The organism is Nocardia sp. NPDC046473 (genome assembly GCF_040645995.1).
GTDB lineage: Bacteria > Actinomycetota > Actinomycetes > Mycobacteriales > Mycobacteriaceae > Nocardia.
In genome coordinates, this window is record NZ_JBEYZJ010000014.1 from 1 (window position 1) to 12,363 (window position 12,363).

The window sequence follows — 12,363 nt, forward strand, 5'->3', positions numbered from 1 at the left end:
GGGGCAGGTGTCGTTGGTGGGGCAGTCGTGGTGGGCTGATCACGCGGTGGCCGGCACGGTGGTGATTCCTGGTGCCGCGTTGCTGGAGTGGGTGGCCAGCGCAGGACGGCAGTTGGGGTGCGGCGTGGTTTCGGAGCTGATGTTGCAGGCACCGGTGGTAGTGACGGGTGAGACACCGTTGGATGTGCGAGTGATGATCACCGCGGAATCGGCTGATGATCGTGCTGGTGCCACGGTATTCGCTGTGGTGGTGCATACCCGGGCTGCCGGCGAGGACGGTGTGTGGACCACCCACGCTTCCGGCACTCTGACCAGCGACACGGTGACCAGTGACGCTGTGGATGCCGGGTGGGATCAGTGGCCGCCGGTCGGTGCTGAGGTGGTGGATATTGCTGGGTTATACGACGAATTGGCTACCGCGGGTTTGGAATACGGTCCCTTGTTTCAGGGTGCGCGGGCGGCGTGGCGTGCTGGTGAGCGGGTTTGGGTAGAGGTCGAGTTGCCCGGCGCCGGGGAACCGGGCGGTTTCACTGTCCATCCGGCGTTGTTGGACGCGCTCTTGCACGGTATCGCTTTCGGTGATTTCACTCGCGATCCGGCCCGCACCTATCTGCCGTTCGGGTGGCAAGGTGTCCGGCTCCGTGGGACTGAATCAACTAGTCTGCGTTGCCAACTCAGTCCGGCGGGTCCGGACGCGGTCGCTATCACCGCGACAGACGAACACAACAACCCAGTGCTCACCGTGGATTCGCTGACCCTACGCGCGGTAGATGCCGATTCGATCGTCGGCGGCCAACACGACGGACTGTTCCGGATCGACTGGGCGCCCATCCGCCTCGGCCCGCCGACCACTGACTTCGCGGTGCTCGGTGCGGACCTCTTCGATATCGGTGGCAGGTCCTTCGGCAATTCGGACGAGCTTGCCGCGCAAGGAATTCCGGCAAATGTGCTGGTGTGCTGCGGTGCCGACGGCACCCTGCGCGAGCTGCTCGGCCGGCTGCTCGATCGGGTCCGCGCCTGGTTGGCCGATGATCGATTCGCCGTGTCCCGCCTTGTGCTGCTTTTCCGCGACATCGATGACCCGGTGGTGGCCGCCGCGTGCGCGATGCTGCGCTCGGTGCAGGCCGAGCACCCCGGCCGGTTCCTGGTGCTGACGCTCGACCAGAACGTTCCCGACGATGTGTCCGGAGCGCTCGCCAGCGACGAGGACCAGCTCTGGTTCCGCGATGGCACCGCACACGCTGCGCGATTGGCCAGGATGTCCGAGCGGGCGGCCGAGCCTGTCGCGCTACGCGCTGCCGCCGAGTCCGGCTGGGTGCTGGTGACCGGCGCGTTCGGTGTGGTCGGCTCGACTACCGTGCGGCATCTGGTCACCGCGTACGGTGCCCGCAGGGTCCTGCTCGTTTCGCGCCGAGGTGCGAATGCGGAGGGCGCGGGCGCCCTCGTTGCCGAGCTCACCGAGCTCGACGTGACGGTGGTCGCCATCGCCTGTGACGTCGCCGACCGTGCGGCACTGGCTGCGGTGCTCGCCGAATACCCGGTCTCGGCGGTGGTGCACGCGGCGGGTGCGTTGCGGGACGGCACGGTGGAAACAATCACCGCGGAACACCTCGACATCACCCTCGGCGCCAAGGCGGACGGCCTTTTGAATCTGGTCGAGCTGCTGCCACGCACAGTGCCGCTGATCGCGTACTCCTCGGCGGCCGGGATATTCGGCAACGCTGGACAGGCCGCATACAGCGCCGCGAACGGATTCGTGGACGGATTGATCCGTGCCCGCGGTGGGCCGAGCGTATCGGTGGCATGGGGGTTGTGGGCACAGACCAGTGAGATGACGCGGCACGCCGACGTCGGTGCGTTCGCGATGTCGGGCATGGCCGCGCTATCCGGCAAGGAGGCCATGGCGCTGTTGGACGCCGCGCTGGACGCCGGGGTGCCCGTACCGGTGGCGATGCGACTTGACCTGTCCTTGTTGCGCAAGGCCTTTGGTGCCGACCCGGACGCGCCGGTGCCGCCGCTGCTGCGCGGATTGATCCGGCGCCAAGCGTCCGCGACCGACGACGGTTCGGCAGGCCTGCGCACCCGGCTCCGCACGATGTCCGCAGCTGATCGGGGCGACGCATTGCTCGACCTGGTCAGCACCCAGCTGGCCAAGGTGCTCGGGCACGCGGACACCGACTCGATCGGTCGGAGCACGGTGCTCGTCGAGCTCGGCGTCGATTCGCTGGCCGCGCTCGACCTGCGCAACCGGCTGCATCGGGCCACCGGCATCCGACTGGGCGCGACGGCGGTATTCGACAATCCGACGGCCGCCGCACTGGCCGAACATCTGCACGCGGAGCTGGACCGCACCATCGGGAACCCGGCAGGTGCGCCGGTTGCGACCCACTCCGCCGGTACCTTCGCGCCGATGTTTGCCAAAGCCGCTGAACTGGGCGCGGTGCCCGAGCTGCTCACACTGGTCACCGCGGCCGCTCGATTCCGGCCGTCGTTCGATACCGATACCGCGGCGCGGCACCGGCCTTCGGTGATCCGGCTGGTGCGCGGCGACGAGGAGCCCGGGCTGGTCTGTGTGCCGTCCATGCTGGCGATGTCGGGCCCGCACGAGTATGCCCGCTTCGCTGCGGCGTTTCGCGACCGGCGGACCGTGTCCGCGGTGCCGCTGCCCGGGTTCGGGCCGGGAGAGGCGTTGCCGGAGAACGTGGCCGCATTGGCGGTGGCTCAGGTGGACGCGCTGGCCGAGTCGGTCGCCGGGGCCCCGGTGGTGTTGGTGGCACACTCTTCCGGCGGGCTGGTGGCGCACGAACTCGCGGCGCGGATGGAACGGGAGGGCAACCCGGCGCGGGCACTCATCCTGCTCGACACCTATCCACTGGACACCACCTCGTTCGCCGGGGTCGAGAACAGGCTGGCCGGCGCGGTGTCCGCGGCGGATAGCCCATTCGGCCCGGTCACCGACGAGCGGCTGATGGCGATGACTACCTATTTTCAGCTCTTCGATGGTTGGCGGCCGACCGCGATACACACACCGACACTGCTGGTTCGCGCGCTCGAACGGTTACCGGGTATGGACGAGCGGGCCGGCTGGCCGCTGCCGCACAGCGTGCTCGATACGCGCGGCGATCACTTCAGCATGCTGGATGAACATGCGGGTAGTACCGCGGAACTGGTCCGGGACTGGGTCGAAAGGGATTGAGCACAACGGCGGCGCCGGGCACTGTCGCCCGGCGCCGCCGAAGAGTGATCAGGGTGCGAAACCGGCAGTGCCGGTGCGGAACCGCGGACTATCGCGGGCGCGGACGCAGCGGCGTACCGGTGTCGATGTGGGTGACTTCGAACGAACCACGGACACAGTCCACCCGGTGGAACAGCGTGTCCGGCCCGAGAAAGTGCAGACTGCGCACACCGTGCTCGGCCAGCGCGCGGACCACCTTCGGCCAGTTGATCGGTTGGTCGAAGGTGTCCAGCAGCATCGCCCGCGCGGCCGCCGGTGTCTCGACGACGGAGCCGTCTTGGTCACTGAGGACCGGCAGCCGCGGCGCGGACAGCTGAAAACCGTCCAGCACGGTGCTCGCGCGCTGCCGCAGCTCGCCAAATGATCTGGCGTGCACGGGCGGACGCATCGTGCCCATCGAGTAGCCGCCCGCGGCGCGCACTCGGTCTATCAGCCAGGGCAGGTCCGGCTCACGTAGCGACACGAAATAGAAACCGTCGTCCACTACGCCGGAGAGCTCATACCACATCCCGTCCACCGCCATGTCGGCGAGCGCCTGCTGGAAGTCGTCCTCGGGAACGCGGACGAAGCAGTGGGTGACCGTGTCGGTATGCCACTCAGTGAAGTAGTCCTGCTCGACCCGAGCCAGCTCGGCCGTCAGCCGTACTGTCTCCGAGAACGGCAGCATGCCGGCGTATGTGGTCAGTGCCTTTTGCCCGAAACTTGGTCCGGCACACACCGCCGGATCGATGCCGGCAGTCTCTTCGGCCCAGTCGGCAAGGGCAAGGCAGGCAACTAGAAATGCCACCTGCGCTGCCTCGGAGTGGTCGTCGTCCGGGCGGTACCGATCGAGTACGCGGTAGCCGAGGACGTCGTCCGCGGTAGCGAGCCTGCGCCGAGCCGCCGGATTGAGCATCAGGAATTTCGTGAGCTTCCGGTGGTCGACAACTCCCTTACCGGGAAAGATGACTGCGGTCTTGGCCGTCATTATTATCTGCCCATCACTATCGTGGCCTACCCGCCGAACGGATGACATATGCGGTGCTTCCGACCTTATGTATCGGCCCGTTTCGAGGACACCCCTACGTTCCCCTAGGCAGCAGTCCGGCTGCGGTGCGGTAACGGTGCACCGTGGCTCGGTACAGCTCGGCGGATCGCTCGGCGATCGCGCGCAGGCCGAACTCGGCACGCACCTTGGCCTTAGCCGCCTCGGCGTGCGCTTGCGCCAGCGCCGGATCGTTGAGTTCGGCAGATACCGCGTCGGCCAGATCGGCGACACTGCCGGGTTGGCACAGCCGCCCGGTGCTGCCGTCGAGGATCACCTCCGCCGGCGCACCGGCGCGCGACGCGACAAGCGGCGTACCGACCGCGGCCGTCCACAGCACGGCCGAGTCGCAGGTGGGCTGTCCAGGCAGCACGACAACGTCGGCGGCGCCGATAGCCGCCCGAAGGTCGGCCAGATTGAGCTCACCCGGGAAGGTTGTCACGGCGGCGAGGCCGTACCGAGTCGCCTGCTCGCACAGCGTCTTCCGGTAGCTTCCGTCGCCGGCCACCACCAGCCGGGTGCCTGGATGCGCGCGGCGGATCAGCGGCATCGCCGACACCAGGTCCTGGACTCCGGCCGCTTCGTCCAGCCTGCCGAAGGTCAATAGCAGCGGTGACCGGTCCGGGTTGTACAGTTGCCCGGCCCAGGTGGAAGCGATCGGCATCTTGTGCCAGGTCTTCAGGTCGACGCCGTGCCGGAGCACTTCGATCGACGCCGGATCCAGCCGGTAGGCCGCCGCGATTTTCCGGCGCATGGCCACCGAGCAGACAACAAGCAGGTCGGCACGACGCATGGCCATGCGCTGCCTCGGGTCGATGGTCGGCTCCGATGATGAACGGGGCCAGAGGTGTTCATCGGGTTCGGTTGTCGGCACGCTCAGGACCAGCGGGACATCGGCCGCGTCGGTGAGTCGCAGCGCCGCCGGTCCGCTTCGCATATCGTGCGCATGGATCAGATCCGGCAACCATTCCCCGGCGAAGTACGCGCGCGCCGCCTGCGCGTACGGAGCGGGCGAATGATCCAGCCACTGGCAATCGGGGGCGGCAGCACCGGGCTCTGTATCGCACGGCAGCACCGCAACCTCATGTCCCAACCTGCATAGCTCGGATGACAGCGCGTGAACGGACGTGCCGTTCCCCGCATCGTCGAGAGTGCAGTCCCGGGACAACGTGAGGATACGCATGGCGTTCTCTGCTCCTCGGAATCGAACACATCGTCGGTGATCGAACGTTGTATCAACCGTATGCGTAGTCGTCAGGGGGATCATCAGTCCATGGACTCATGCCTAGATGATTATCACATCGGAATTCATGGAATATTCTTCCTACCGACTACGACCGCGGGTTGATATGAAATATCATACTGAATTACAACCAGGGGTTGATGACTATTATCGGTCGGCCTGAACCGGTCGTGTCGGTGTGACATATGTGTTCTCATTAAGGGTAGTTAGGGGTTGTTCGTGTCTCGGCCGAGTCTTTACTTTGGGGTTGAGGTTTTGGCGCGGCGTCGGCCACGGTGGTCGTCGAAATCACGAGAAACGAGTTGCACATATGCCCGAGCGCACGGAATTGTTGTCGCGTAGTATAACGGATTCCGACATCCGCGAGCGTGAGTTCTTGGAGATCGGCCGGGTCGCCGGCCGTTTCCCGAAGGCCAATACCTATGGCCGATATGACCATCTTGGTGAAGTCAGCGTCTGGTGCAGTAATGACTATCTGGCAATGGGACAGCATCCCGCCGTGTTGGAGGCAATGAAGCGGGCGATCGACGAGTTCGGCGCCGGCGCGGGCGGATCTCGCAATATCGCAGGAACCAACCGTCACCATGTGCTCCTGGAAAAAGAACTCGCCGAGTTGCACAGCCAGGAAGATGCGTTGTTGTTCACGTCTGGGTACACCGCGAACGACGGTGCGCTCACCGTACTGCCCAGTATTCTCGACGACTGCCTCGTCTTCTCGGACGAGAAGAACCATGCGTCCATCATCGACGGACTCCGGCACAGCGGCGCGGAGAAAAAGGTGTTCCGGCACAACGACGTGCGGCACCTGGCCGAGCTGCTCGCCGAGGCGCCGGCCGGCCGTGCCAAGCTGATCGTCTTCGAGTCGGTCTACTCGATGAATGGTGATGTCGCCCCGATGGCCGAGATCGCCGACCTCGCCGATCAGTACAGCGCCATCACCTACGTCGACGAGGTGCACGCGGTCGGGATGTACGGCCCGGAGGGTGCCGGGATCGCGGCGCGGGAAGGTATCGCGGACCGGTTCACCATGGTAATGGGAACCCTGGCAAAGGGTTTCGGCACAGTGGGCGGGTATGTCGCAGGACCGGCCGCGCTGGTCGGGTCGGTGCGGCGGCTCTCGCGGCCGTTCATCTTCACCACCGCGCTGCCACCGGCCGTCGCCGCGGCAGGGCTGGCCGCCGTGCGGCATCTGCGATCGTCGGATGCCGAGCGCACCACCCTGGCCGCCAACGCGCAGCTGCTGCACAGCCTGCTCACCGAACGTGGTATCCCGTTCCTTTCCGACCAGTCACACATCGTTTCCGTGCTGGTCGGTGACGACGCGAAATGCCGTAAGGTGTCGGAGCTGCTGCTCGAGCAGCACGGCATCTACATTCAATCGATCAACGCGCCGAGCGTGCGGGTCGGCGAGGAAATCTTGCGGATGGCGCCGTCGGCGGTGCACACGCTCAGCGATGTGCGCAAGACAGCCGAGGCGCTCGACCAGGTGTGGTGCGACCAGAACCTGGCGCGACTGGTCGCCCGAAACTAGGTGCCGCCATGTCCATTTCGGTTGCTGCGATCCTTGCCGATTCGGCCGCCAGGCGGCCGAATCATCCCGCACTGGTCTTCGAGGGGCGCAGGATCGGCTACGGCGAGCTCTGGGCCGCGGCGCGCCGATACGCGGCGGCGTTGCGGGAGCATGGTGTGCAACCGGGGGACAGGGTCGCACTGTTGCTGGCGAACTCACCACGGTTTCCGATGGTCTACTTCGGCGCGTTGGCCATCGGAGCCGTGGTGGTGCCGGTACATGGTCTCTCTCGCGGCAACGACATCGAATACGTGCTACGCGACGCGGACGCGCGGGCCTTGATCTGCGACGCGGCGCTGCTCGACGCCGGAGCTGAGGGAGCCGACCTCGCCGGGGTGGAACTGCTGACCGTCGGCGAAGTCTCCGACGCCGGCCATACGCGGTTGGACGTGCTTGCCGACAGCGTGCAGCCGGTGGCGAATTATCTGCCGCGCAGGCCGGAAGACCTTGCGCTCGTTCTCTATACGTCGGGCACCACCGGGCAGCCGAAGGGTGCGATGATCACCCAACTCAACGTGGTCATGAACGTGAGCACCACCATGCTCGCTCCGTTCGACTTCGACGAGGACGACGTCCTACTCGGTTGCCTCCCGCTGTTCCACACGTTCGGCCAGATCTGCGGCATGAATACGTGCTTCCTGGCCGGCGCGACCATGGTGCTGATGTCGAGATTCGACGCCGCGGCGGCGCTGGGGCTGCTCACCGCTGAGCGGTGCACGGCATTCATGGGTGTGCCGACGATGTACCACGCGCTGCTCGACGCGGTGGCATCCGGTGTGCCGGTGCCCACGCTCAGCCGCGCCTTCTCCGGCGGCGCCGCACTTCCGGTGACCACACTGCACGCATTCCAGGACACCTTCGGCTGCCCGATTTACGAAGGCTATGGGCTCACCGAGACGTCGCCGGTGGTGGCATACAACCAGCGGCACTGGCCGGTGAAACCGGGCACCGTCGGCCTGCCGATCTGGGGTGTGCAGGTGGAAGTCGCGGATGCCGAAGTCGAGGGTCGGATCGAACTGATGCCCACCGGCGAGATCGGCGAGATCGTGATCCGCGGCCACAACGTCATGGCCGGATACCTGAACCGCCCGCAGGCCACCGCCGAGGTGCTCGTCGACGGCTGGTTCCGTTCGGGTGACCTCGGTGCCAAGGATGCGGACGGCTACCTGTCGATTGTCGATCGCAAGAAAGACATGCTGGTGCGCGGTGGGTACAACGTCTACCCGCGCGAAGTGGAAGAGGTGCTGATCTGCCATCCCGCGGTGGGTCAGGTCGCCGTGATCGGTGTGCCCGACGCGCGGCTCGGCGAGGAGGTCTGCGCCGTGGTGTGCTGCGCACCCGGCCATCGGGCACATGATGAACTCGCCGACCAGCTCGTGTCGTGGGGCAGGGACCGGCTGGCCGGTCACAAATATCCGCGCGTCGTCGAGTTCGTCGACGCTTTCCCGGTCGGGCCGAGCGGAAAGGTGCTCAAGCGTGAACTCGTCAGTCGTTTCGCCCGCCCTGCCCGCCTGGGGTAACCCCGAGTGGCCCCTATTCGACGCAATTCTTCCCGGTATCTTCGGTGTTTGGTCGTCGTATTCGGCGGCGTTGTGGAAAAATGGTGTGCAGTTAAAACAAATCGCGATAAAGGAGAGGGGTGGGTGAAATGGATGCTGTCACAGTTGTGCTGGTCGGTGGCCCCGAGAGACTTCCCGAGCGGGAACGCATCAGGAAGACTGCGGACGTGACCGAGAAGATCAAGGTGCAGTTCGCCGGTGGTTATGAGCATTTTGCGTATACGGGAGATTCTGTGGCGCGTGAGGACGGTTCATTGCCCGTATTCAAATGGTGCGGTCGGACCAAACTTGCCGAGTAGCCGGTACTGCGGCAACGAAATATGGTGGATGAATTGAATACTGATACCTGGGTGCGCCGATATCACCCGGCATCGGCGGCCGAGGTACGCCTCGCCTGTCTGCCGCATGCTGGTGGTTCGGCAAGTTTCTATTTCCCGATGTCCAAGGTATTGAGTCCGGTGGCCGAGGTGCTTGCTGTGCAATACCCCGGTCGCCAGGACCGGCGGAAAGAGCCATGCATCGCCGACCTTGCCGAGCTGGCCGATCTCGTCGCCGAGCGGCTACGGCCGTGGGCGGCGGACCGGCCGCTCGCGATTTTCGGGCACAGCATGGGCGCGACGCTCGGCTTCGAGGTCGCGCAGCGATTGCAGGACGCCGGCGTGCCGCCGCTGATGCTGTTCGCCTCCGGGCGCAGGGCGCCGTCTCGGCATCGAGAAGAGACCGTCCACCTGCGCGACGATGATGGCCTACTGGTCGAGATCAGGGCGCTCAGCGGCACCGAGCAACAGTTGCCGGACGACGACGAACTGTTCCGTGCCATGCTCCCCGCCATTCGCGGCGACTACCGTGCCATCGAGCGGTACCGCTACCAGCCTCGGCCGCCGTTGCATATCCCGATCCGTGCGCTGCTCGGCACCAGCGACCCCAGGGTCGACCTCGCGGAGGCCCGCGCATGGCAGGAACACACGACGGGCGGGTTCGACCTGCACGCCTTTCCTGGCGGCCACTTCTATCTGAACGCGCAAGCCGCCCAGGTGATCGACCTGGTGGTAGACGCGCTGAGCACGGTCTCGGGCACCGTGCGAACCAGCTGATCATCTCGAAAAAAGGCGGTCGACGACGTTATGAGCAGCTCGGTGCCGCAGGCGGCTGATGGGCAAGCGGCCAGTAATCACCGGCTCGTACTCGCGGTTCTTCCGGGGCTCATGGCAGGAATATTCCTGTCAGCGCTGGACGTGACCGTGATGAGCACCTCGCTCAGGACGATCGGCGACGGGCTGGGCGGGCTCGACCTACTGGCCTGGGTGACCACCGCCTTCCTGGTAACCGAGACCGTGTCCGGCCCGATCTACGGCAGACTCGCCGACATCTACGGCCGTAAACCGCTGTACCTGACCGCGATCCTGTTGTTCCTGCTCGGCTCCCTGATGTGCGCCTTCGCCCAGTCGATGTACCAACTCGCGGCCTTCCGTGCGATCCAGGGACTCGGCGCCGGCGGATTGATCACGCTGCCGTACACGATCAGCGCGGACCTCATGGCGCCACGGGACCGCGCGCGGTACCAGGGTTACTTCATGGCGGTGTGGGTGTCGGCCAGCGTGCTCGGGCCCGCCGTGGGGGGCCTGTTCTCCGACGCGTCGAGCATCCTGGGTGTGGCGGGCTGGCGTTGGATCTTCCTGATCAACCTGCCGATCGGACTCATCGCCCTGGTGGTGACCGCCAAGGCGCTGAATGTGAAGCATTACCGCCGGGGGACCAAGGTCGATTACTGGGGCGCCACAACCATTTTGGTGGCCGTAGCGCCGATCATCATGCTGTTCGAAAAGGGGCGGGAATGGGGCTGGAATTCCCCGCTTTTCCTGGCCTGCCTGGTTATCGGTGTGCTCGGGCTGGCCGCGTTTCTGGTCGTGGAGCGGCGAGCCGGCGAGGCGGCACTCATCCCGTTGGCGTTGTTCAGGGTGCCGACCTATCGAACGTCCATGCTGATCGCAGGCACGGTCGGCGCGGGCATGTTCGGCGCGATTTCCCTTGTGCCGCTGTATCTGCAGCTGGTGCACGGGGTCAGGCCGATAGTGTCCGGTCTGATCATGCTGCCGATGATGCTGGGCGTCATCATCGCCACGGTCGTCTCCGGGCTGATCATCTCTCGCCGCGGGCGCTACAAGATACTGCCGGTGACCGGCGCCGCCGTTGCCGCGGTAGGCATGATCAGCTTCGGTTTCGTCGGCGTGCAGACGCCGATATGGGTGCCGGTGTTGCTGGTCATGTTGTTCGGCATCGGCGTCGGCAGCTGTACTCAGGCGGTCACCATAGCCGCGCAGAATTCGGTGCCCGCGCGAGACACCGGTGCGGCCACCGCCTCGCTGACCTTCATCAGGCAGATGGCCGGCGCCCTCGGTATGGCGTTGTTCCTGTCCATTATGTTCGGGACGCTACGCGCCAACGTCTCCGACGCGCTGCAGCATGCGGGCACCGACCAGGCGTTCGTCGCTGCGACACACGATCCGGCGGCGGCCGAGATGCCGCGCAACGCACCGCTTTTCGACTTTCTGAGTGGCAATCAGCAGATCCCCGCGGACTCTTCTTTCTTGGACACCATGGACCAGACACTGGCCAAGCCGTTCCGGGAAGGTTTCGCCTCGTCTATCAACCTTGTGTTCCTGCTCGGCGCTGGCATCATGGTGCTGACCTGTTTGCTGGCGCTGCGCATGAAGGAGGTGCCGCTGCGGGACCAGAGCGTGTCGCAGCTGCTCGCCGAGGCGGAAGAGCGGGCAGTGCTCGCCGGGGAGGACGAGCGGGCGCAGAATGGGTAGAGCTGCGGGCTGTCTTCCTCGACGACATCCTCACCCGGACGGCTGCTCGTCAGCACAAGCCGAATCCGCCACTGCGCCAGCTTCATTCATGGGATGAGGTGGGGCCCGCCGAGCCCGAATGCCGGTAGTGTACCGATCTGCGGGGGGAGCACGCTCAGCTGCGGGATTGGAACGGGCACTTCCAGTCGTCTTCGGTGAACCGTCCCGAGAAATGCCGTGCGGGTTGCGTGTACTCGTAGGTCGTGAAGCTCGGGTTGACCGAACCGTTGTTGGTGACCTCGCGGCCTCGGATCTTCTCCTGCATCCGGGTGAACGAGTCGCCCATCAGTACGAACTGGACGTTCGAGTTGAACGCGGCCGCGATTCTGGTGAATCGCCTGCTCGCCCTGGATGCGCCCGGATGCAGACCGACGACGAAGAACGCGTGGCCTGCCGTCTGGAACCCGAAGGTGGACTGCCCGGGGTCACTGGCGAACCGGGTGTCCGGTGCGTTTTCCTTGCTGTCGATATCGTGGACGAGCTGCAGATGCTGCCAGAGCAGCTGCTCGAACTCCAGTTCCGCGAGTAGGCCCGGCGCGTCGAACGTGGCAACGAACGTCCTGAAGCTCTTGTCGGACAACGTACCTGGGAGACTGCGCGCGTATTCGGCCAGGTCTTGGTGGTGCTCCTTGGCCGATTCTTCGTCGCCGAGCAGTTGATAGTGCCCGTGCGTGATCGTGTCGCGCTTGAGCGCCGCTCGCGCCCCCAGACAGCTGAACGGTTTGCTCTGAATGAACTCTTCGAGTTCGGCGCGTGCCTGGGTCTTGGTGACGGATGCCATGCTTGTGCCCTCCGATCATTCGCGAGCTGCGGATGAGTCGATGTTGATTCTTTGCCAACGGGGCCGGTGCCCTCAACCCCTACCGGCCCCAGCGAATGA

At 65.5% G+C, this 12,363-nt stretch carries 9 protein-coding genes; 6 read left to right on the forward strand and 3 right to left on the reverse strand.

Annotated features, from left to right (window positions below; all coding sequences use genetic code 11):
• The coding region (locus ABZ942_RS40280) for an SDR family NAD(P)-dependent oxidoreductase (RefSeq protein ID WP_357391529.1) at positions 1-3,196 on the forward strand (3,196 nt) is incomplete at its 5' end.
• A gap of 88 nt (positions 3,197-3,284) precedes the next feature.
• Here the strand turns inward: ABZ942_RS40280 and ABZ942_RS40285 are convergent.
• Both ABZ942_RS40285 and ABZ942_RS40290 read right to left on the reverse strand, forming a co-directional pair.
• Complete coding sequence (locus ABZ942_RS40285) at positions 3,285-4,202, reverse strand: ACP S-malonyltransferase (protein WP_357391530.1); 918 nt, start codon at positions 4,200-4,202, stop codon at positions 3,285-3,287.
• Positions 4,203-4,296: 94 nt separating this feature from the next.
• Positions 4,297-5,526: a glycosyltransferase family 4 protein gene (locus ABZ942_RS40290; RefSeq protein WP_357391531.1), complete on the reverse strand. Its 1,230-nt coding sequence runs from the start codon at positions 5,524-5,526 to the stop codon at positions 4,297-4,299.
• 154 nt (positions 5,527-5,680) lie between these two features.
• Between ABZ942_RS40290 and hemA the strand changes: the two genes are divergently transcribed.
• The 5 genes from hemA (at position 5,681) to ABZ942_RS40315 (ending at position 11,444) form a co-directional block, all read left to right on the forward strand.
• Positions 5,681-7,033 (forward strand): 5-aminolevulinate synthase, encoded by a 1,353-nt coding sequence (hemA, locus tag ABZ942_RS40295; RefSeq protein ID WP_357391532.1) that lies wholly within the window; start codon positions 5,681-5,683, stop codon positions 7,031-7,033.
• Positions 7,034-7,041: 8 nt separating this feature from the next.
• The gene (locus ABZ942_RS40300; RefSeq protein WP_357391533.1) at positions 7,042-8,592 is read left to right on the forward strand and encodes a long-chain fatty acid--CoA ligase; all 1,551 of its coding nucleotides are present in this window, start codon (positions 7,042-7,044) and stop codon (positions 8,590-8,592) included.
• 128 nt (positions 8,593-8,720) lie between these two features.
• Positions 8,721-8,930 carry a DUF5988 family protein gene (locus ABZ942_RS40305; RefSeq protein WP_357391747.1) on the forward strand — a complete coding sequence of 70 codons (210 nt, stop codon included), beginning with the start codon at positions 8,721-8,723 and terminating at the stop codon, positions 8,928-8,930.
• A 33-nt stretch (positions 8,931-8,963) separates the two neighbouring features.
• A complete protein-coding gene (locus tag ABZ942_RS40310) occupies positions 8,964-9,725 on the forward strand; it encodes an alpha/beta fold hydrolase (protein WP_357391534.1) in 762 nt (253 codons plus the stop codon).
• A gap of 111 nt (positions 9,726-9,836) precedes the next feature.
• The gene (locus ABZ942_RS40315) at positions 9,837-11,444 is read left to right on the forward strand and encodes an MDR family MFS transporter (protein ID WP_357391535.1); all 1,608 of its coding nucleotides are present in this window, start codon (positions 9,837-9,839) and stop codon (positions 11,442-11,444) included.
• Positions 11,445-11,598: 154 nt separating this feature from the next.
• Here the strand turns inward: ABZ942_RS40315 and gntA are convergent, their stop codons facing one another.
• Entirely contained in the window at positions 11,599-12,264 is a 666-nt protein-coding gene (gene gntA / locus ABZ942_RS40320; RefSeq protein WP_357391536.1) for a guanitoxin biosynthesis heme-dependent pre-guanitoxin N-hydroxylase GntA, read from the reverse strand.
• Between the last annotated feature and the right edge of the window lie 99 nt (positions 12,265-12,363).

Coding starts and splice junctions, on each gene's coding strand:
- ABZ942_RS40305 (WP_357391747.1), top strand. CDS start 8,721: ATGGATGCTGTCACAGTTGTGCTGGTCGGTGGCCCCGAGAGACTTCCC.
- ABZ942_RS40315 (WP_357391535.1), top strand. CDS start 9,837: ATGGCAGGAATATTCCTGTCAGCGCTGGACGTGACCGTGATGAGCACC.
- gntA (WP_357391536.1), bottom strand. CDS start 12,264: ATGGCATCCGTCACCAAGACCCAGGCACGCGCCGAACTCGAAGAGTTC.
- ABZ942_RS40290 (WP_357391531.1), bottom strand. CDS start 5,526: ATGATCCCCCTGACGACTACGCATACGGTTGATACAACGTTCGATCAC.
- ABZ942_RS40285 (WP_357391530.1), bottom strand. CDS start 4,202: ATGACGGCCAAGACCGCAGTCATCTTTCCCGGTAAGGGAGTTGTCGAC.
- ABZ942_RS40300 (WP_357391533.1), top strand. CDS start 7,042: ATGTCCATTTCGGTTGCTGCGATCCTTGCCGATTCGGCCGCCAGGCGG.